Origin of the sequence: Pseudomonas sp. C9, assembly GCF_002000165.1 — a bacterium.
In the GTDB taxonomy this organism is placed as follows: domain Bacteria; phylum Pseudomonadota; class Gammaproteobacteria; order Pseudomonadales; family Pseudomonadaceae; genus Aquipseudomonas.
Genome location: NZ_MPAK01000001.1, coordinates 2,318,598 through 2,338,979, shown reverse-complemented (window position 1 = coordinate 2,338,979; position 20,382 = coordinate 2,318,598). Strand labels below are relative to the sequence as shown.

22 protein-coding genes and 1 pseudogene are annotated in these 20,382 nt (G+C 59.6%); 14 read left to right on the top strand and 9 right to left on the bottom strand.

The window, feature by feature from the left end; translation table 11 throughout:
- The first annotated feature begins 93 nt into the window (after positions 1-93).
- Genes BMS17_RS11010 through BMS17_RS11000 form a run of 3 tightly spaced genes read left to right on the top strand, consistent with a single transcriptional unit; the run spans position 94 to position 2,442 of the window.
- The gene (locus BMS17_RS11010) at positions 94-669 is read left to right on the top strand and encodes a YfiR family protein (RefSeq protein WP_046031840.1); all 576 of its coding nucleotides are present in this window, start codon (positions 94-96) and stop codon (positions 667-669) included.
- Entirely contained in the window at positions 666-1,934 is a 1,269-nt protein-coding gene (locus BMS17_RS11005) for a diguanylate cyclase domain-containing protein (protein WP_077430933.1), read from the top strand. The genes BMS17_RS11010 and BMS17_RS11005 overlap by 4 nt, the downstream gene beginning before the upstream one ends.
- Before the next feature lie 4 nt (positions 1,935-1,938).
- Complete coding sequence (locus BMS17_RS11000) at positions 1,939-2,442, top strand: OmpA family protein (RefSeq protein WP_077430932.1); 504 nt, start codon at positions 1,939-1,941, stop codon at positions 2,440-2,442.
- Here the strand turns inward: BMS17_RS11000 and BMS17_RS10995 are convergent.
- From BMS17_RS10995 to BMS17_RS10975, 4 genes and pseudogenes are all read right to left on the bottom strand, one after another.
- Positions 2,439-2,546, bottom strand: a pseudogene (locus BMS17_RS10995) (LysR family transcriptional regulator); the annotation flags it as partial. The gene BMS17_RS11000 and the pseudogene BMS17_RS10995 overlap by 4 nt on opposite strands.
- Positions 2,547-2,712: 166 nt before the next feature.
- Positions 2,713-2,967: a hypothetical protein gene (locus BMS17_RS10990; RefSeq protein ID WP_077430930.1), complete on the bottom strand. Its 255-nt coding sequence runs from the start codon at positions 2,965-2,967 to the stop codon at positions 2,713-2,715.
- Positions 2,968-3,528: 561 nt separating this feature from the next.
- Positions 3,529-3,819, bottom strand: coding sequence for a hypothetical protein (locus BMS17_RS10980; RefSeq protein ID WP_046031844.1), 291 nt, complete (start codon positions 3,817-3,819; stop codon positions 3,529-3,531).
- Positions 3,820-4,208: 389 nt separating this feature from the next.
- Positions 4,209-5,156, bottom strand: a complete 948-nt coding sequence (locus BMS17_RS10975) for a LysR family transcriptional regulator (RefSeq protein ID WP_046031845.1) — start codon at positions 5,154-5,156, stop codon at positions 4,209-4,211.
- 150 nt (positions 5,157-5,306) lie between these two features.
- Between BMS17_RS10975 and BMS17_RS10970 the strand changes: the two genes are divergently transcribed.
- Positions 5,307-6,833: a CoA-acylating methylmalonate-semialdehyde dehydrogenase gene (locus BMS17_RS10970; RefSeq protein WP_046031846.1), complete on the top strand. Its 1,527-nt coding sequence runs from the start codon at positions 5,307-5,309 to the stop codon at positions 6,831-6,833.
- Between the two features lie 10 nt (positions 6,834-6,843).
- Positions 6,844-7,731 carry a 3-hydroxyisobutyrate dehydrogenase gene (mmsB, locus tag BMS17_RS10965; RefSeq protein ID WP_046031847.1) on the top strand — a complete coding sequence of 296 codons (888 nt, stop codon included), beginning with the start codon at positions 6,844-6,846 and terminating at the stop codon, positions 7,729-7,731.
- Positions 7,732-7,864: 133 nt separating this feature from the next.
- Here the strand turns inward: mmsB and BMS17_RS10960 are convergent, their stop codons facing one another.
- From BMS17_RS10960 to BMS17_RS10945, 4 genes are all read right to left on the bottom strand, one after another.
- A complete protein-coding gene (locus BMS17_RS10960) occupies positions 7,865-8,209 on the bottom strand; it encodes a cupin domain-containing protein (RefSeq protein ID WP_007946320.1) in 345 nt (114 codons plus the stop codon).
- Between the two features lie 107 nt (positions 8,210-8,316).
- A complete protein-coding gene (locus BMS17_RS10955) occupies positions 8,317-8,688 on the bottom strand; it encodes a MerR family transcriptional regulator (RefSeq protein ID WP_046031848.1) in 372 nt (123 codons plus the stop codon).
- 48 nt (positions 8,689-8,736) lie between these two features.
- On the bottom strand, positions 8,737-9,312 hold the full coding sequence (locus BMS17_RS10950; protein ID WP_077430928.1) for an NAD(P)H-dependent oxidoreductase: 576 nt from the start codon (positions 9,310-9,312) through the stop codon (positions 8,737-8,739).
- Between the two features lie 45 nt (positions 9,313-9,357).
- Complete coding sequence (locus BMS17_RS10945; RefSeq protein WP_046031850.1) at positions 9,358-10,242, bottom strand: LysR substrate-binding domain-containing protein; 885 nt, start codon at positions 10,240-10,242, stop codon at positions 9,358-9,360.
- Between the two features lie 201 nt (positions 10,243-10,443).
- Here BMS17_RS10945 and BMS17_RS10940 point away from each other — a divergent pair, with 201 nt between their 5' ends.
- The gene (locus tag BMS17_RS10940; protein ID WP_046031851.1) at positions 10,444-11,208 is read left to right on the top strand and encodes a sulfite exporter TauE/SafE family protein; all 765 of its coding nucleotides are present in this window, start codon (positions 10,444-10,446) and stop codon (positions 11,206-11,208) included.
- Here the strand turns inward: BMS17_RS10940 and BMS17_RS10935 are convergent.
- Positions 11,198-11,512, bottom strand: coding sequence for a putative quinol monooxygenase (locus tag BMS17_RS10935; protein ID WP_046031852.1), 315 nt, complete (start codon positions 11,510-11,512; stop codon positions 11,198-11,200). The two genes, BMS17_RS10940 and BMS17_RS10935, sit on opposite strands and share 11 nt — an antisense overlap.
- 162 nt (positions 11,513-11,674) lie before the next feature.
- On the opposite strand from BMS17_RS10935, the gene BMS17_RS10930 reads away from it, so the two are divergent.
- The 8 genes from BMS17_RS10930 to BMS17_RS10895 all read left to right on the top strand — a co-directional run bounded on the left by BMS17_RS10930 (position 11,675) and on the right by BMS17_RS10895 (position 20,346).
- Complete coding sequence (locus BMS17_RS10930; RefSeq protein ID WP_046031853.1) at positions 11,675-12,265, top strand: NAD(P)H-dependent oxidoreductase; 591 nt, start codon at positions 11,675-11,677, stop codon at positions 12,263-12,265.
- A 57-nt stretch (positions 12,266-12,322) separates the two neighbouring features.
- Positions 12,323-13,234, top strand: coding sequence for a LysR family transcriptional regulator (locus tag BMS17_RS10925; RefSeq protein WP_077430927.1), 912 nt, complete (start codon positions 12,323-12,325; stop codon positions 13,232-13,234).
- 103 nt (positions 13,235-13,337) lie between these two features.
- Positions 13,338-14,231, top strand: coding sequence for an NAD-dependent epimerase/dehydratase family protein (locus tag BMS17_RS10920; RefSeq protein ID WP_077430926.1), 894 nt, complete (start codon positions 13,338-13,340; stop codon positions 14,229-14,231).
- Positions 14,232-14,432: 201 nt separating this feature from the next.
- On the top strand, positions 14,433-15,878 hold the full coding sequence (locus BMS17_RS10915) for a SulP family inorganic anion transporter (RefSeq protein ID WP_046031856.1): 1,446 nt from the start codon (positions 14,433-14,435) through the stop codon (positions 15,876-15,878).
- Between the two features lie 294 nt (positions 15,879-16,172).
- Positions 16,173-17,522, top strand: a complete 1,350-nt coding sequence (locus BMS17_RS10910) for a gluconate:H+ symporter (protein WP_046031857.1) — start codon at positions 16,173-16,175, stop codon at positions 17,520-17,522.
- 15 nt (positions 17,523-17,537) lie between these two features.
- Positions 17,538-18,398 carry a MurR/RpiR family transcriptional regulator gene (locus tag BMS17_RS10905; RefSeq protein WP_046031858.1) on the top strand — a complete coding sequence of 287 codons (861 nt, stop codon included), beginning with the start codon at positions 17,538-17,540 and terminating at the stop codon, positions 18,396-18,398.
- 1 nt (position 18,399) lies between these two features.
- A complete protein-coding gene (locus BMS17_RS10900; protein ID WP_077430925.1) occupies positions 18,400-19,857 on the top strand; it encodes an amidohydrolase family protein in 1,458 nt (485 codons plus the stop codon).
- 120 nt (positions 19,858-19,977) lie between these two features.
- Complete coding sequence (locus tag BMS17_RS10895; protein WP_077430924.1) at positions 19,978-20,346, top strand: glyoxalase superfamily protein; 369 nt, start codon at positions 19,978-19,980, stop codon at positions 20,344-20,346.
- Positions 20,347-20,382: the final 36 nt, after the last annotated feature.

Sequence of the window (20,382 nt, the reverse complement as noted above, 5' to 3'; positions counted from 1 at the left end):
CCGTCCAAAGGACCGTAGTACGCGGCCTCGCGGGCGTTTCATCGCTATGCTATCGTGCGACATTATTTCGCTATGATCGAAGAGAATCACTGCATGAAGGTGGCTGCCTGGACGACAGGACGCGTCATTGGCGGCAAGCAAGTGTTGCTCGCTGGCCTACTCTGCTGGCTGTCCGGCGCCGTTTTTGCGCAGTCGCAAACGCCGGCGAGCATGGCTGACCAGCGTGCCCAATCGGTCACTCAAGTGGTGCTCGGCATTCTCAGTTACGCCCGCTGGCCCGTCGAACCTGCGCAACTGCGTTTGTGCGTGGTCGGCCCCACTGAATACACCGACGATCTGGTCAAAGGCACGACCCAGGCCACTGGCCGATCCGTCACCGTGCAACGCCTGCTGGCCGACAATCCGTCGATTGTCGGGGAGTGCGATGCGGTGTACATCGGCAAACTGATCGCTGATGAGCGCACTCGGCTGTTCGCCTCGTTGATCGGGCATCCGGTGCTGAGCATCAGCGAAAGTGACGATCAATGCACCGTCGGCAGTCTGTTTTGCCTGCGGGTCAGCGATGATCAAGTGTCCTTCGAGGTCAATCTCGACTCCGTCGCCCGCAGTGGCGTGCGCATTCACCCCAGTGTGTTGCAGCTGTCGCGCCGCAAGTCGGTAGCACCATGAGCCTGTTCAAACCCGGTACTCGCCCAACCTTGCGTTCGGTCATCGGTCGCGGGCATCTGGTCGTAGCGCTGGTCGGCGTGGCCATGGCCAGTGTGTCGCTGACGCTGCTGGGAGTCTTGGCGTTGCGGGTCTATGCCGACCACAACCTGCACCTCATTGCGCGTTCGATCAATTACACCGTTGAAGCCGCCGTGGTGTTCAACGACAAAGCCGCCGCGACGGAAGCGCTGGCGATGATCGCATCCACCGAGGAAGTCGCCGATGCCCAGGTGCTTGACGCAAAAGGGCAGTTGCTGGCGCGCTGGCAGCGTTCGGAAAGCGGATTGCTCTCCGACCTCGAATCACAGATTGGCAAGATCATTCTGGAAAAGCCCATCGGTATGCCGATTGTTCATCAAGGCCGCGAAATCGGCAGCATCCAGCTCATAGGGCATGGCTACAGTCTGATGCGCTTTCTGCTCAGTGGTCTGGTGGGCATTGTCCTGTGTACGGCGATCAGTGCCTGGGTGGCACTGTATCTGGCGCGGCGGCAACTTCGCGGGATTACCGGTCCGCTGCGAAGCCTCGCCGCCGTTGCTCACGCCGCCCGCAGCGAGCGTGCATTCGACCGTCGTGTACCGCCCGCCGCCATCGCCGAACTGGACAATCTGGGCAACGACTTCAATGCCTTGCTCGACGAGTTGGAATCCTGGCAGACCCACCTGCAAAACGAGAACGAAACCCTGGCGCACCAGGCCAACCATGACAGCCTCACCGGATTGCCCAATCGGGCCTTTTTCGAAGGCCGCCTGATTCGTGAGTTGCGCAACGCCAACAAACTCAACGAGCGGGTGGCGGTGCTGTTTCTCGACAGCGACCGGTTCAAACAGATCAACGACAACTTCGGTCATGCGGCCGGTGATGCGGTATTGACGGCGGTAGCGACTCGCGTGCGTGCACAACTTCGTGAAGATGACCTGGTGGCGCGGCTGGGTGGCGATGAGTTTGCCGTGCTGCTGTCGCCGCTGCACAAGACCGAAGACGCCGAACGGATTGCCGACAAGATTCTCGCCAGCATGGAACTGCCGATCCCGTTGCCGGGCAATACCCAAGTGCTGACCTCGCTCAGTATCGGCATCGCCGTCTTCCCGGATCATGGCCTCACACCGGGCGCTCTGCTCCACGCCGCCGACGCGGCCATGTACCAAGCCAAGCGCGTCTCTCGTGGCGCGCAACACACGGCAGGGTCGGAGCATCCTGTCGCCGATGATCAAACCAGGAGCTGACTTCTTGTTCTCGATGACCCCGCGTTCCCTGCGATTTTTCGCGATGACTGTGTTCATGGCCTTGCTGGCATTGACCGGCTGCCAGACGGCCCCGCAAAAGGGCCTGACGCCGGCGCAAATTGCCGTGCTGAAACAGCAAGGTTTTGAACTGACCGAGGAAGGCTGGGCATTTGGTCTGTCCGGCAAAGTCCTGTTCGGCAGTGACGACGACAGCCTGAACCCTGCCAGTACCGAAATCGTCGAACGCATTGGCAAGGCGTTGTTGGGTGTTGGCATTGAGCGCGTGCGGGTCGATGGCCACACCGATGCGTCAGGCAAAGAGGCCTATAACGAAAAGCTTTCCCTGCGCCGGGCGAAAAGTGTCGGCAAGGTGCTGACCACCGTCGGCATGCAAGAACAGAACATCCAGTTGCGCGGTTTCGGCAGCAGCGAACCGGTGGCGTCTAACGACAGCACAACAGGCCGCACCGAGAACCGCCGAGTGTCGATCGTGGTGAGCGCCGACTAGTCGGCGAACAACATTTCCCGACTTTCCCCCATCAACAGCCGCTGATTCTGCTCAGTGACCGAACGGATGTAATCCCACAACAGGGTAATCCGCTTCAACTTGCGCCATGGGAATAGTATCGTCCGGGGAAATAATATTAAAAATCGGAGGCGCCTCCACTTTACGCAGGTAGTGTCGTTTTTGGTCTGAAAAAATTGGACGAGTTATCTGTCTTATAGGAGTTGGCGCTACTTTCAGTAGTGCCCTCTGCCCAAGCAGCCATTAGATAGCTCATTCATCGTCATCGTCATCCGATGAGATAGTCCCACTGCCACCTTGAACGAACGACTGACATCCTTCGTTGAATGATTGAGACGGTGTGCTACAGGAATCCTCATCAACAATCCCCTTTTCTTCGGCCCAGTCATACCCCGCTTGATGCCCTGAGCAGTCATCCGTGCATTCGTAGTCGTCAAACGTATCTGCAGATGCAATTGTGCTATTTAGCATCGATACAAGCAGCGCCATTGCATACAACGTTTTCATCGTCAACCTCGCTGTGAATTGTCAAACCAGTAAAGCAATTCCATAACTACCTGCTATCACGAGGTTTAGTGCCGTATTTTCCGGTGTACGGATTCATATTCCCTCTAGTACTGTAGTTGTTGTTTCTAGTGGAGTCTGGATTTGTAGCATGGGAGGGTTGGACATACGTTCCATTACTTCGCGTATATCCACTGACGGTATGATCAGAGCGACTTCCATAGGAGTAACTAGATTTGTACGAAGATTGCCCGCCATAACTACTGCCACGAGCATATACATTTCCGGAAAGTGCTACTGCTGTAGTCACAATTGCCAAAAACAACGTCTTTCTCATACAGTCTTCCTTTTTTACGGGTGGTGGCTCAACGGCATCACTCCGAAGAGTTTACGTGAGAAAAACTCGCTGGAGTACATTCAAGTAACGCACAACGTAGGCATGTCCTGTGGGCAGGGGTCGATATCTCACTTGCACGAAAAGCGTGAAGAAGATCGCCACTCCCCTCTCAAGCACGATGTCTCTTACGAGTCAGCTGCGGCAGACTTCGTCGGGCCAGATCCGAACTAACGGCTCGAAAGCGTTTTAGTCGTTGAGGAGGATAAATTTTCGTCGAGATTATCGATGGATTGGAGCAAGCGTTTACTGATAACTATCATTCGCTCTTGATTCTCAATGATCTTGGACAAGGCCATCCAGAACCCGCACGTAAAGCAGGCGCCAATGAAAATACCTACACCAATCAGAACACCATAAGGTCCCTGTCCAGAAAACGCGGAAAACGCACCCACAATTAGGGCCAGGACGACCAACAGACTCGAAAGGAAATCGAGCGTTCTGATAACCATGTCTTTCATGATTTTCTCCTTGGACGCACTTTTAATATGGCTTAAAGATAGGAGTTCATCTCACAGCCATGCTCCAGCCTCATAAAGCACGATTATGGAGCGAGCCGGTAAATAGCTGGGCTTGCCGCGTAGAACGTATGAGGAGTTTATAGGCGAGGGGAGTTCCAGCCTTTCATTTGGCGACAGCGCTTTAGCACTTCATGACAATCCATGACCTTTCATCTGGATTTGCGTATAGCGTTTCTTGAGTCAGATTTTGCGTGGTAGCCATGCCTCTCTCCGGACGTACCGATCTGTCGTCAGCGGTGTTACAAGTTGCGTATCAACCGCTGTTACAAAGCATTGGTAAAGGACTGCTGGCCTCGTGACGATTTCGATACCTGATTCCTTGAAAATCCTCAGTCGGCGAACAACATTTCCCGACTTTCCCCCATCAACAACCCTTGGTTCTGCTCGGTTACAGCGCGGATGTAATCCCACAACAGGGTAATCCGCTTGAGCTTCCTCAGGTCCTCGCGGCAGTACATCCAGAACTGCCGCGTAATGTTGATCTCTTGCGGCAACACCGGCAGTAATCGTGAGTCCTGCGCCGCCAGGAAGCACGGCAGGATGGCCAGCGAGCGTCCCTGCTGCGCCGCCACGAATTGCGCGATCACGCTGGTGCTGCGCAGATTGGCGCTGGCGCCGGGCAGTACGTTTGCCAGGTACAACAGCTCCGAGCTGAACGCCAAATCGTCGACATAACTAATGAATGAATGCTTGCCCAGGTCTGCCGGGCGGCGGATCGGTGGGTGTTTGTCGAGATACTCCTGGGTTGCGTACAGCTGCAACCGGTAGTCGCAGAGTTTGCAGCAGACATACGGCCCGTGTTCCGGGCGCTCCAGGGCGATGACGATGTCCGCTTCGCGCTTGGACAGGCTGATGAAGTGTGGCAGCGGCAGGATGTCGACGGAGATGGCCGGGTAGGCGTCGACGAAATGGCTCAGTTGCGGGGTGATGAAAAAGCTGCCGAACCCTTCGGTGCAACCCATGCGTACGTGCCCGGACAGCGCGACTCCCGATCCTGAAACCTGCTCGCAGGCCATGTGCAGCGTGCTTTCGATCGACTCGGCGTAACCCAGCAATCGCTGGCCTTCTGCGGTCAGGACAAAACCGCTGGTCCGGGATTTCTCGAACAGCAACGTCCCCAATGAAGCTTCCAGCGAACTGATCCGTCGCGACACGGTGGTGTAGTCCACCGCCAGGCGCTTGGCCGCGGTGCTGGCCTTGCGGGTGCGGGCGACTTCGAGGAAAAACTTCAGGTCGTCCCAGTTCAGCGAGCCTAGCGAGGTGATGTTTTTTTGCATGATGGACCGGCTTTTATGTGCGTTCTTATTAGAAGTTTGCACATCTATACTCCAAAAACAGCTCCACAACCAATTCGCGGCACACGCCTCATCTCAAGGCGACTTACTCGCCTTGGCTCCCAAGATAAAAACAAGCATCCGGAGACCCACATGAACGCATCGCTCACGCCTAACGAAACCACCGTGCAGAAGGTCAAGCTGTTGATCGACGGCCAGTGGGTCGAATCGAAGTCCACCGAGTGGCACGACATCGTCAACCCTGCGACCCAGCAAGTGCTGGCCAAGGTTCCGTTTGCAACCACCGAAGAAGTCGATGCCGCCATCAGCGCCGCCCATCGTGCTTTCCAGACCTGGAAACTGACCCCGATCGGCGCGCGGATGCGCATCATGCTCAAGCTCCAGGCATTGATTCGCGAACACTCCAAGCGTATCGCCGTGGTCCTCAGTGCCGAGCAGGGCAAAACCATCGCCGACGCTGAAGGCGACATTTTCCGCGGCCTGGAAGTGGTCGAGCACGCCTGCTCCATCGGCAGCCTGCAAATGGGCGAATTTGCCGAGAACGTGGCCGGCGGTGTCGACACCTACACCCTGCGTCAACCCATCGGTGTCTGCGCCGGCATCACCCCGTTCAACTTCCCGGCGATGATTCCGTTGTGGATGTTCCCGATGGCCATCGCCTGCGGCAACACCTTCGTGCTCAAACCGTCCGAACAGGACCCGATGTCGACCATGCTCCTGGTGGAACTGGCGATCGAGGCCGGCGTTCCGGCGGGCGTGCTTAACGTCGTGCATGGTGGCAAGGACGTGGTGGACGCGCTCTGTACGCACAAAGACATCAAGGCAGTTTCCTTCGTCGGTTCGACCGCCGTCGGTACGCACGTCTACGACTTGGCCGGCAAACACGGCAAACGCGTGCAATCGATGATGGGCGCGAAGAACCACGCCGTGGTGCTGCCGGACGCCAATCGCGAGCAAGCGCTGAACGCACTGGTCGGCGCCGGTTTCGGTGCCGCCGGTCAACGCTGCATGGCCACCTCCGTGGTGGTGTTGGTCGGCGCGGCCAAGCAATGGCTGCCGGATCTGAAAGCGCTGGCGCAGAAGCTGACTGTGAATGCGGGCAGCGAGCCGGGCACCGACGTGGGGCCGGTTATTTCGAAAAAAGCCAAGGCGCGGATTCTCGATCTGATCGAAAGCGGCATCAAGGAAGGCGCCAAGCTGGAGCTGGACGGTCGCGAGATCACGGTTCCGGGTTACGAGAAAGGCAACTTTGTCGGCCCGACCCTGTTCTCTGGCGTGACCACCGACATGCAGATCTACACCCAGGAAATCTTCGGCCCGGTGCTGGTCGTACTGGAAGTGAATACGCTCGACGAAGCCATTGCGCTGGTCAACGCCAACCCGTTCGGCAACGGCACGGGCCTGTTCACCCAGAGCGGTGCGGCGGCGCGTAAATTCCAGAACGAAATCGACGTCGGCCAGGTCGGCATCAACATCCCGATTCCGGTGCCGGTCCCGTTCTTCAGCTTTACCGGTTCGCGCGGCTCCAAACTCGGCGACCTCGGCCCGTATGGCAAGCAAGTGGTGCAGTTCTACACTCAGACCAAGACCGTCACCAGCCGCTGGTTCGATGACGACAGCGTCAACGACGGTGTGAACACCACCATCAACTTGCGTTAAGGAGCCGGACATGAAAATCGCTTTTATCGGTCTCGGCAACATGGGCGCCCCGATGGCGCGCAACCTGATCAAGGCCGGCCACGCGCTGCGCCTGGTCGACCTGAACAAAACCGTGCTGGCAGAACTTGAGCAGTTGGGCGGCAGCATCAGCGCTTCGGCGCGTGAAGCGGCACAAGGTGCAGAACTGGTGATCACCATGCTGCCCGCCGCTGTGCATGTTCGCAGTGTGTGGCTGGGTGAAGACGGCGTTCTCGCCGGTATCGGCCAAGGCGTACCGGCCGTGGATTGCAGCACCATTGATCCACAGACCGCGCGTGATGTGGCCGCCGCCGCAGCCAAGCAAGGCGTGGCCATGGCCGATGCGCCCGTCTCTGGCGGCACCGGCGGTGCGGCGGCCGGCACGCTGACGTTTATGGTCGGCGCCACCCCGGAACTGTTCGCCACCCTGCAACCGGTGTTGGCGCAGATGGGCCGCAACATCGTCCATTGCGGTGAAGTCGGCACCGGGCAAATCGCCAAGATCTGCAACAACCTGCTGCTGGCGATTTCCATGGTCGGCGTCAGCGAAGCCATGGCGCTGGGTGATGCACTGGGGATCGACACGACCGTCCTGGCCGGGATCATCAACAGCTCGACCGGGCGTTGCTGGAGCTCGGAAATGTACAACCCGTGGCCGGGCATCGTTGAAACAGCGCCGGCCTCGCGCGGTTATACCGGCGGCTTCGGTGCCGAACTGATGCTCAAGGATTTGGGACTGGCCACGGAAGCGGCCCGTCAGGCGCATCAACCGGTGGTGCTCGGCGCAGTGGCCCAGCAGTTGTATCAGGCGATGAGCCAGCGTGGGGAAGGTGGTAAAGACTTCTCGGCGATCATCAACAGCTATCGCAAACCGCAGTAAAAGAGCGATTGCGATGAGTGGGGCTTGAGGTCGAAGACCTGTGGGAGCGAGCAAGCTCGCTCCCACAGTGATTGCATTTACATAGAGATATTTACCGGGAGATCACGTCGGGTGATCCCCCGGTTTTTTTGCATCAGGCAAACACGAAATACTTGCGCACGGTTTCAACCACTTCCCACGTGCCTTTCATCCCCGGCTCGATGACGAAAATATCGCCGGCGCGCAGATGGATCGGCTCTTTGCCTTCCGGGGTGATGATGCAGTAGCCCTCGCGGAAATCGCAGTATTCCCACTTCACATATTCCACATACCACTTGCCCGGCGTGCAGATCCAGGTGCCCATGATCTTGCTGCCGTCTTCGCTGGTGTAGGCGTTGAGGTTGACGGTGTGCGGGTCACCTTCGAGTTTTTCCCATTTGCAGGCGTCTAGTACCGGCAGTGGATGAGTATCGCGAAGGACGGTAATCGGTGCGGTCATGATGACTCCGGGCAGTGGGCTCAAGAACTGAAGTCGCACCCTATAGCCCCCATGCACCGGTCAGTTGTCTGAACTCGACATCCAGGTGTCCAGAAACGCGCAACACCTCAAAGACTTTCCAATGGGCAATCGGCCCTGGATTGTTCGAGGCTGGCTTCGAACGCGATCAATTGTGCGTGCTGGTGCGACAGCACGGTTATTCGCTCACTGATCTCGCGCTTTTTGGCATCGATGGCCTGGCGCGCCAGTTCCCACGGCATTGACTGACCCTGATGGCCGGCGAAGCTCGCCTGCAATTCCTTGAGCCTGAAACCCAGTTGCTGGGCGCACTTGATAAAAATCAGCAAGTCGACACTTTGCTGGTCATAGACGCGGTATTTCCCTAAGCGCCGGGCCTCAGGCAGCAAGCCGATCGACTCGTAATGGCGGATGCTCTTGATCGTGGTGCCGGAGCGTTGCGCGGCTTGGCCGATGTACATGAAAAATCCTTTTTTGCCGTGGTACAGCCCCGCGCATTATCGGCAGACTCAGCGGCTGGCGATAGCCTGGGCTTGCAGCAGCCAGGCTTCACGCTGGACTGCGCTGGCGCCGAGAATCGGGCCGAAGGTGAGTGTGCGCCTGGGTTCGATACCGCAGAAGGCGAGGGTGGTTTTGCGGACCTGATGCAGCCCGGGCATGCGATACACCCAACGGTAATACCAGGGTGGCGTGTCCATGGTCACCAATAAATGCGCGCTGCGACCCTGCAACAATTTATCGGGAAAGGCGTTGCCCTCACGGTACTTGAAAGCGAAACCGGGCAGGAATACTCGATCAAAAAAGCCCTTGAGCAAGGCCGGAATCCCGCCCCACCAGATTGGATAAACCAGCGTCAGATGCTCCGCCCACAGGATGTCGGCCTGTGCCTGGCGCAAGTCGGCTTCCAGAGGTTGAATCTGTTGATAGCCTTCGCGCAGCACCGGGTCGAAGTCCATCCTGCCGAGAAACAGTTGGCGGACTTCATGCCCGGCGCGCAACGCCGACTGTGCGTAGCGCTCGGCGAGTGCGGCGCAGAAGCTGTTGCTGGAAGGATGACCGAGAATCACCAGAATTCGTTTGCCCATCGTCTCTGTCCTTGATGATGAAACCTCAAGGGTAAAGTCTGCCCCTCAGGGGAGAGTCAAGGTATGCAGAAGGGCTCTGGCATAACCGGGCAGCGTGGCAAAGTCCCGGGCACAGAGCAGGAGTTTGCGTTGGGCCCAGGGCTCTTGCAGTGCGATGCTCTGGAAAGGCTGTTCGCCGGACCAGCGCTCGACGGCTGCGAGGGGCACGATCGCCAGCCCCGCGCCCCGAGCGACCATGCGCATGACGCCATCAAAACCGTCGGCACGGATGCGGATTTTCAGGCGTACGCCAGCGTGCAGCGCTTGTGCTTCGAGGTACACGGCCAAGGCACTGCTGGCGTTCAGTCCTACGAAATCATGGTGCAGGGTGTCGCCGAAACTCAGGGATTCGCGGTCCGCCAACGGATGATCGCGGGGCAGCAGCAATACCAGCGGATCGTCGCGAAACGCACGGGTTTGCAGGTCATCGGTTTCCACGGCGTCGGAGACGATACCCAAGTCAGCCGCACCCTGACGCAAGGCGTGAGTGATGCGCGCACTGGGGAGTTCTTGAAGGTCGATGTCGAGATTCGGATGCTCGTGCAGGAAGTCCGCGAGCAACTCCGGCAGGTACTCGGTGATCGCCGTGGTGTTGCACAGCAACCGCACCTGGCCTTTGACCCCTTTGGCGTACTCGGCCAGATCCTGTTGCATGAGCTCGGCCTGTTGCAGCAGGGCCCGGGCGTGTTTGGCCAAGGCTTTGCCCGCCGAGGTGGGCGTGACGCCGCGCCGGCCACGCTGCAGGAATTCGATACCGAGCGAAGCCTCCATGGCGCGGATTCTTGCACTTGCGGCTGCCAGGGACAGATGACTGCGCACGGCGCCGGCGGTGATGTTGCCGCTGTCGAGGATGTTCAGGTAGAGGCGCAGGTCGGTCAGGTCAAAGTGCATGTTTTATCCCAAGATCGTTCCCACGCTCTGCGTGGGAATGCCTCACTGGACGCTTTGCGTCCGCTTCGGCAGGTGACGCGGAGCGTCACGGGCTGCATTCCCACGCAGAGCGTGGGAACGATCACTGCCTCTTGCTTGGCAAGAGGCTGACTCAGTATATGGCAGATTTTCAACTGACTCGTCCGGGCTCAGGATAGCCCCATGAATACACTCGCCGCGTTCTACCAAAACCTCGGGCTTGCCCTTTCTTTGCTGGTCATCGCTACCTTCCTGCTGGCCGGCATGATCAAGGGCGTCATCGGCCTCGGCTTGCCCACCATCGCCATGGGCCTTCTCGGCCTGGCTATGGCCCCGTCGCAGGCAGCGGCGCTGTTGATCATCCCCGCGACGCTCACCAATGTCTGGCAACTGGCGTTCGGTGGGCATTTGCGCGGGCTGATCAAACGGCTATGGCCGCTGTTGCTGTCGATCTTCATCGGCACGGGGGCGGGCACGCTGTGGATCGGCATGGCTGGAGGGCATTGGGTGGTGCGGGGCTTGGGGGCTGCGTTGTTGCTGTACGCGCTGAGCGGCTTGTTCCTGCCAACCTTGCGCGTGGGCAGTCGCAGCGAACGTTGGCTCGGTCCGCTGTGTGGCGTGCTGACAGGCGTCATCACCTCGGCCACCGGTGTCTTCGTGATTCCCGCTGTGCCTTATCTGCAAGCGCTCGGCTTGAGCAAGGACGAACTGGTGCAGGCACTGGGTTTGTCGTTCACCGTTTCGACCCTCGCGCTGGCCGCGGGCCTGTTATGGCGCGGCACTCTGGGCGGTGGTGAATTGAGCGCCTCGTTGCTGGCGCTGATCCCGGCAGTGCTCGGTATGTGGCTGGGCCAATGGCTGCGTCAGCGGATCAGCGCTTCGTTATTCAAGCGTGTGTTTTTCATCGGCCTCGGTGTGCTCGGCGGCCATTTGTTGATCAGCGGTTAGCCGACGACGGGCTGAGCATGTCGATGGCGCGGATATCGAAATCCCGTTCCAGGTACTCATCGCGCTGGTCGAGGAACTGCTTCATGTGCGGCAGATTCGAGTGCACATCAAGGTGGGCCTGGGACTGCCAGATCTCGTAGAAGATAAACAGCGTCGGGTCCTGTTTGTCGCGCAGCATGTGGTACTCGATGCAACCGGGCTCGGCGCGGCTCGCTTCCACATAGCCACGGAAAAACGCTTCGAAGGCGTCGGATTTTTCCGGGTGGGTCTTGGCGTGCAGGATGAAGCCTTGCATTTCACTCATCAGAAATCTCCTCAAGTTAAGAACCGTCGCAAGTTTATGGCAACAATCGCCTGTTGATTCGTGCGTATGAGTCAAATGAATTTTGCGAATTCAGCGCTTATTCCGCGCGGGACCAGCCGTTAACCTGCCGCCATCAAATTTCTGAACCTTTCGAGATTTCTCATGAAAAAAGTCCTGTTGCTCAATGGCGGTAAAAAATTCGCCCACTCCGATGGCCGCTACAACACCACCCTGCATGAAGCTGCACTGAGCGTGCTGGATCGCGGCGGCATGGATATCAAAACCACCTTCATCGACGAGGGTTACGACATCGCCGATGAAGTCGCCAAATTCCTCTGGGCCGACGTGATCATTTATCAAATGCCCGGCTGGTGGATGGGCGCGCCGTGGACCGTGAAAAAGTACCTCGACGAAGTCTTCACCGAAGGCCATGGCAGCCTCTACGCCAGCGACGGCCGCACCCGTTCCGACGCGTCGCAAAAGTACGGCAGCGGCGGCCTGATTCAAGGCAAGCAATACATGCTGTCGCTGACCTGGAACGCACCTCAACAAGCGTTCGATGACCCGAGCGATTTCTTCGAAGGCAAAGGGGTGGACGCGGTGTACTTCCCGTTCCACAAGGCCAACGAGTTTCTCGGCATGACTGGCCTGCCGACCTTCCTGAGCGTCGACGTGATGAAACGCCCGAACATCGAAGCCGATGTGGCGCGCTATGAGCAGCATTTGACCGAGGTGTTCGGCCTGCCGGCGTAAGGTTCCTTTTGCCCCGCATCCAGCTACTATCAAGCCAGTTTTGAATGAGGGGCATCCGTGAAAGCCAGATCCGATGAGTTGCAGATTTTTGTCTGCGTGATTGAGTGCGGGTCTATCTCCGCTGCGGCTGAACAGGTCGGGCAAACACCCTCGGCGGTCAGCCGCACGTTGTCACGGCTGGAGGCCAAGCTCGATACCACGTTGATCAATCGCACCACGCGGCGCATGGACCTGACCGAGGAGGGCAAGTACTTCTTCGAGCACGCCAAGCGGATTCTCGATCAGATGGACGAGCTTGAAGAACGCCTCAACTCACGCCAGCAAACCCCGTCCGGGCGGCTGCGGATCAATGCCGCCTCACCGTTCATGCTGCACGCCATCGTGCCGTACATCGACGAATTCCGCCGGCTCTACCCGGACATTCAGCTGGAACTCAACAGCAATGACCTGATCATCGATCTGCTGGAACAAAGCACCGACATCGCCATCCGCATCGGCACCCTGACCGACTCCACGTTGCATGCCCGTTCCCTGGGGTGCAGCCCGTTGCATATCGTCACCAGCCCGGCGTACCTGGAGCAGCACGGTACGCCGCAGGCAGTTGCGGATTTGAGTGAGCACACGCTACTGGGGTTTACCCAGAATGAAGGCCTCAATCAGTGGCCGCTGCGTTATGTGCATGGCGATCGCTGGCCGATACAGGCGTCGATCAGCGCTTCCAGCGGCGAGACCATTCGCCATCTGGCGCTGGAAGGCCAGGGCATCGCCAGCCTGTCGCACTACATGACCATCGAAGACATTCGTGCCGGGCGTTTGAAAGTGCTGCTGGCCGAATTCAACAGCGGCTATCGCCAGCCGATCAACGCGGTGTACTACCGCAACTCGCAACTGGCCTTGCGGATTCAGTGTTTCCTGGACTTTATCCAAAGCAAATTGGCGGAGTACGCGAACTCGGATTTCAAGGGCTGATTCGTGATTCCTGCGCAAGAGTGAATTGGGTCAGAGGGGATTATTCGTCAGTGATCCCTGCTGGATACTCGTTGCATCACTTATCCACGCAGGGAGTTTCTCCATGAACGTATTCGTTACCGGTGCTGCCGGTTTTATCGGCGGTTCCATCGCCACCGGTCTGATCCGTGCCGGCCACACCGTCACCGGCCTGGTGCGCAGCGCTGAACAAGCCAATGAACTGAGCGCCTTGGGCATCACCCCAGTGATCGGCACGCTCGACGACAACGCCCTGCTCGCCGAACAGGCTCGCACTGCCGACGCCGTTATCAACGCCGCCAGCAGCGACCATCGTGGCGCCGTCGAGGCGTTGCTCAACGCCCTGCGTGGCTCCAACAAAGTGTTCCTGCACACCAGCGGTTCGAGCATCGTCGGCGATGCGTCGGGCGGCAAATCAAGTGACGTCATCTACTTCGAAGACAACTTGCCGGAACCGACTGCCGACAAGGCTGCCCGCGTGGCCATCGACAACCTGATCCTCGCCGCGGCGAACGACGGCGTGAACTCGGCCGTGATCTGCAACACCCTGATCTACGGCCACAGCCTGGGTGTCAGTCGCGACAGCGTGCAACTGCCGCGCTTGCTCAAACAGGCGCGCAAAAGTGGCGTGGTCCGGCATGTCGGCCCGGGGCAAAACATCTGGTCCAACGTGCACATCGAAGACGTGGTGTCCCTGTATCTGTTGGCGTTGACCAAGAACGTACCGGGCACGTTCTACTTCGTTGAAAGCGGTGAAGCGTCGTTCATTGACATGACCACGGTGATGGCCCAGGCGCTGAAGCTGGGCGCCGCGCAAGACTGGCCGCTCAAAGATGCCGAAGCCGAGTGGGGGTATGAAATGGCCAACTATGGTTTGGGTTCCAACAGCCGGGTGCGTGGTCAAAAGGCGCGTGAACTGCTGGGCTGGGTGCCGCAGCGGACGTCGGTGATTGACTGGATTCGTGACGAGATGGTTTGAGTTCGCCTTAAACCGCGTCATCGTTTTTCGCGGGCAAGCCCGCTCCCACTGGAAGGGTGTCGTTCGTCAATTTTGCGAACGACACAAAACTTGTGGGAGCGGGCTTGCCCGCGATGGCGTTTTCAGCAACGCCACAACTGGTCGGGCCGAGCTCGATTCCGTAACATCCGCTGCCTATTTTCCTGTTGTTATCGGTCCCCCATGAAACCAAAACGTCTACGCGCCGATGTCCTGGCCGGGCTCACCACGTCTTTTGCCTTGCTCCCCGAGTGCATCGCCTTCGCGCTGGTCGCGCATCTCAACCCGCTGATGGGGCTTTACGGGGCGTTCATCATTTGCACCCTGACCGCGCTGTTCGGCGGGCGGCCGGGGATGGTCTCGGGGGCTGCCGGATCGATGGCCGTGGTGATCGTGGCACTGGTGGTGCAACACGGCGTGCAGTATTTGCTGGCCACGGTGCTGCTGGGTGGGTTGATCATGTTGGCGTTCGGGCTGCTGAAGTTGGGCAAACTGGTGCGCATGGTCCCGCACCCGGTGATGCTCGGTTTCGTCAACGGCCTGGCGATCATCATTGCCCTGGCGCAGCTGGAGCATTTCAAAAGCGGAGAGACCTGGCTCAGCGGCACGCCGCTGTCCTTGATGACGGGGCTGGTGGCCGTGACGATGGCCATTGTTTATCTGCTGCCGCGCCTCACGCGTGCCGTGCCGCCGGCACTGGTGGCGATTCTGAGCGTGGGCCTGGCGGTGTATCTGCTGGGCTTGCCGACCCGCACGCTGGGTGACATGGCGCACATCGCCGGTGGCCTGCCGACCTTTGCGCTGCCAGACATTCCCTGGAGCCTGGAAACCCTGCGCATCATCGCCCCCTACGCGATATTGATGGCGCTGGTCGGCCTGCTGGAAACCCTGCTGACCCTGAACCTGACCGACGAAATCACCGAGAGCCGCGGCTTCCCGGATCGCGAGTGCGTGGCGCTGGGCGCGGCCAACATGGTCTCGGGCGTATTCGGTGGCATGGGGGGCTGCGCGATGATCGGCCAGACCGTGATCAACCTCAGCTCCGGTGGGCGCGGCCGGTTATCCGGAGTGGTGGCCGGGGTGCTGATTCTGCTGTTCATCCTGTTTCTTTCGCCGCTGATCGAGCGTATCCCGCTGGCGGCGCTGGTCGGGGTGATGTTTGTGGTGTCCCAGCAGACGTTCGCCTGGGCCTCGCTGCGGGTGGTGAACAAAGTGCCGTTGAACGACGTGCTGGTGATCATCGCGGTGACGGTCATCACCGTGTTCACCGATCTGGCCACCGCTGTGATGTGCGGGATCATCATCGCGGCGCTCAACTTTGCCTGGCAGCAGGCTCGGCAGCTGTACGCCGACAGTCATCTGGAGAACGACGGCAGCAAACTCTACCGGGTGCATGGCACGCTGTTCTTTGCCTCGACGACCCCTTTCCTCAATCAATTCGATCCGGCCAATGATCCTGCCCAGGTCACGCTCGATTGCCGTCATTTGAGCTTCGTTGATTACTCGGCCATCTCCGCGCTGGATACGCTGCGCGAACGCTACACCAAGGCCGGCAAGCACCTGCGCGTGCTGCACGTGTCGGAGCGTTGCAAAAAACTGCTGAAACGCGCCCGCGTGAGTCACGACTGAGCCCACCTCGAGATCGTTCCCACGCTCTGCGTGGGAATTCCTCACCGGACGCTCCGCGTCCACTTTGGGACGCAGAGCGTCCCTGGCTGCATTCCCACGCGGAGCGTAGGAACGATCAGCGTGAAGGGATGAAAATCCGCCTGCCCGATTTTCATAATCCTCGACCGCGCATATCTCTCAACGACAACCCTTACCCCTTCGCGAAAATTACTTTCACCTCGTTTGAAAATCACCTCTCGAAATGTTTTAAGAGTTTCACAATCCATTCGACGTGACCCTTTCGAGGAGTACCGCATGACCCTGTCCTTCGGCTATTGGCTGCTGGTGTATGCCGCCATCGCCATCATTGCACTGATCGTTCTGATCGCCCGTTACCGGCTCAATCCCTTTATCGTCATCACCCTGGTGTCCATCGGCCTGGCCTTGCTGGCCGGGATGCCGGCGTCCGGCGTGGTGGGCGCGTACGAGGCCGGGGTCGGCAAAACCCTGGGGCACATTGCGCTGGTGGTGGCGCTGGGGACGATGCTCGGCAAGATGATGGCCGAGTCCGGCGGCGCCGAGCAGGTGGCGCGGACCTTGATCGACCGCTTCGGCGAGAAGAACGCGCACTGGGCGATGGTCTGCATTGCATTCCTGGTCGGGCTGCCGCTGTTCTTCGAGGTCGGTTTTGTGTTGCTGGTGCCGATCGCTTTTACCGTGGCGCGGCGTGTGGGCGTGTCGATTCTGATGGTCGGTTTGCCGATGGTCGCCGGGCTCTCGGTGGTGCATGCGCTGGTGCCACCGCACCCGGCGGCGATGCTCGCGGTGCAGGTGTATGGGGCGTCGGTCGGGCAGACGTTGATGTACGCGATTCTGATCGGCATTCCGACGGCGATCATCGCCGGTCCGCTGTACGCCAAGTTCATCGTGCCGCGCATTCAGTTGCCGGCGGAAAACCCGCTGGAACGCCAGTTCCTTGAGCGCGAACCGCGCGACAGCCTGCCGGGCTTCGGCATCACCATGGCGACCATTCTGTTGCCGGTGGTGCTGATGCTGATTGGTGGCTGGGCCAACCTGATCTCCACGCCAGGCAGCGGCCTCAACCAGTTTTTGTTGTTCATCGGCAACTCGGTGATCGCCTTGCTGCTGGCCACGCTGCTGAGCTTCTGGACCCTCGGCATCGCCCAGGGATTTAGCCGCGAATCGATCCTTAAATTCACCAACGAATGCCTGGCCCCGACCGCGAGCATCACCTTGCTGGTGGGCGCCGGTGGCGGCCTCAACCGGATTCTGGTGGACGCCGGCGTCACCGACCAGATCGTCAGCCTGGCCCACGAATTTCACCTGTCGCCGCTGATCATGGGCTGGTTGTTCGCCGCGTTGATGCGCATCGCCACCGGTTCTGCGACGGTGGCGATGACCACCGCTTCGGGGATTGTCGCGCCGGTGGCCATTGGGCTCGGCTATCCGCATCCAGAATTGCTGGTGCTGGCGACCGGCGCCGGGTCGGTGATCTTTTCCCACGTCAACGACGGTGGCTTCTGGTTGATCAAGGAATACTTCAACATGAGCGTCGCCCAGACCTTCAAGACCTGGACCGTGCTGGAGACTATTATTTCGGTGGTCGCGTTCGGTCTGACCGTGGGCCTTTCCTACCTGATTTAACCGGAGTCGCCTGCCATGGACATCCTCTACCAGATCCGCGCCCGCCAGGATTCCTTCAGTGCCGGTGAAGGACGCATCGCTCGTCTGATGCTCGACGACGTAGGCTTTGCCTCGTCCGCCAGCCTTGATGAGCTGGCGCTGAGAGCGGAAGTCAGCACGGCCACCCTGTCGCGTTTCGCCCGCACGGTAGGGTGCCGGGATTTGCGCGATTTGCGCCTGCAACTGGCCCAGGCCAGTGGCGTCGGCAGCCGTTTTCTCGACCCGGCCGGCACGCCGGACCAGTCGGCGTTTTACCGGCAGATCGTCGGTGATATCGAGTCGACCTTGCACCAGCATCTGTCGGCGTTCGACGAGACTCGCTTCACCGATGCGGTGAAGCTGCTGGGCAAGGCGCGCATGATTCATGCATTCGGCATGGGCGGCTGCTCGACCTTGTGCAGTGATGAGCTGCAAGTGCGGCTGGTGCGGCTCGGTTATCCGATTGCCGTGTGCCACGACCCGGTGATGATGCGCGTCACCGCCGCCAGCCTTGGCGCCGAGCACGCGGTCATCGTCTGCTCGCTGACCGGCATTACCCCCGAGCTGCTTCAAGCCGTTGAACTGGCCCGCAGCTACGGCGCGCGAATTCTGGCGATCACCCGGGCCGACTCGGCGCTGGCGCAACTGGCCGATGTGCTGCTGCCGCTGCAAAGCGCCGAGACGTCCTTTATCTACAAACCGACCGCGGCACGCTACGGCATGCTGCTGGCGATCGACGTGCTGGCCACCGAGCTGGCGCTGGCTAACCCTGAAGACAATCAAGAGCGTCTGCGGCGAATAAAACTCGCCCTGGACGATTACCGCGGCGGCGACGATCACTTGCCGCTGGGAGACTGACATGATGTACGACACGCTGATTCGCAACGCCCTGGTCATCGACGGCAGCAATCGTCCTGGCTACCCCGCCGATGTGGCGATCCTGGACGGGCGCATCGAGCGCATCGGCGATTTGCACGATGCCACGGCCACCGAAGAAATCGACGCCGCCGGCCGCGTGCTGGCGCCGGGTTTTATCGATGTGCACACCCATGACGACACGGTCGTCATCCGCCAACCGCAGATGCTGCCCAAGCTCAGCCAGGGTGTGACCACGGTGATCGTCGGCAACTGCGGGATCAGCGCTTCACCGGTGAGCTTGAAGGGCAATCCGCCGGACCCGATGAACCTGCTCGGCACCGCCGCAGCCTTTGTTTATCCGACGTTCAGCGACTACCGCGCGGCAGTCGAAGCGGCGAACACCACGTTGAACGTTGCAGCGCTGGTCGGGCACACCGCGTTGCGCAGCAACCACCTCGACGACTTGTTCCGCACGGCCACGGCGGATGAAATCAGCGCAATGCGCGAGCAACTGCGCGAGAGCCTTGAGGCCGGCGCGTTGGGGTTATCCACAGGCCTGGCGTACGCCAGCGCGTTCTCGGCGTCCACCGATGAAGTGAAGCAACTGACCGAAGAGCTGACGGCGTTCGGTGCGGTGTACACCACCCATTTGCGCAGCGAATTCGAACCGGTGCTGGAGGCCATGGACGAGGCTTTCCAGATTGGTCGTCATTCGAAATCCCCGGTGATCATTTCCCACCTCAAATGCGCGGGTGCCGGTAACTGGGGGCGCAGCTCGCAATTGCTGGCGTCCCTTGAACACGCGGCGAAAACCCACCCGGTGGGCTGCGACTGCTATCCCTACGCGGCCAGTTCTTCGACGCTGGATTTGAAGCAAGTCACCGATGCGCACCGTATCACCATCACCTGGTCGACACCGCACCCGGAAATGGGCGGCCGCGACCTGATGGACATCGCCGCCGAGTGGAACCTGTCGTTACTCGACGCCGCCCGCCAACTGCAACCGGCGGGTGCGGTGTACTACGGAATGGACGAAGCGGATGTCCGCAGAATCCTCGCGCATCCGCTATCGATGGTCGGCTCTGACGGATTGCCGGAAGACCCGTTCCCGCATCCGCGATTGTGGGGCGCATTTCCACGGGTACTCGGGCATTTCAGTCGCGATGTCGGGTTGTTTCCGTTGCACACGGCGGTACACAAGATGACCGGGCTGTCGGCGGCGCGGTTTGGCTTGAAAGAGCGTGGCGAGATTCGTGAAGGCAACTGGGCGGATCTGGTGTTGTTCAACCCGGTGACCATTCGTGACGTGGCGGATTTCAATGACCCGCAACGGGCGGCAGAAGGCATCGATGGCGTGTGGGTCAACGGTGTATTGAGTTACAGCGAAGGGCAGGCGAACGGTCAAAGGGAAGGGCGGTTCCTGGCGCGGCAAGGCGATTTGCGTGATGGGTTTGTGTGAGCATTTTTAGTGGTCTGTCACACTAGTGGCACATTGCAACTAAAGAAAGCCGCTACCAAGCCGAAGCGCTGACAATCGGCCTAGCTACACTGGGCGTCATTTCAGTCAGGGAGTAACTGCATGAGTTTCGGTAAAACCACCCCGATCCTGCGGATTTTCGATGAAGCCAAGGCGTTGGAGTTTTACGTCGACTTCCTGGGTTTCAAAGTCGACTGGCAGCACCGTTTCGAAGCGAACTTCCCGTTGTACTTGCAGGTGTCTCGTGGCGAATGCGTGCTGCACCTGTCCGAACACCATGGCGACGCCACGCCGGGTTCGGCCCTGCGCATCGAGACCGGTGAACTGGAAGCCTTCCAGCAGCAATTGATTGCCAAGGAATACGCGTTTTCGCATCCACAGATTCAGGCCATGCCGTGGGGCAGCCAGGACATGACCATCGCCGATCCGTTCGGCAACCGGTTGGTGTTCACTAACGCGATCAGCCTTTGAGCTGAAAAGCCCCCGCCGCACAAAGAAGCCCGCTGC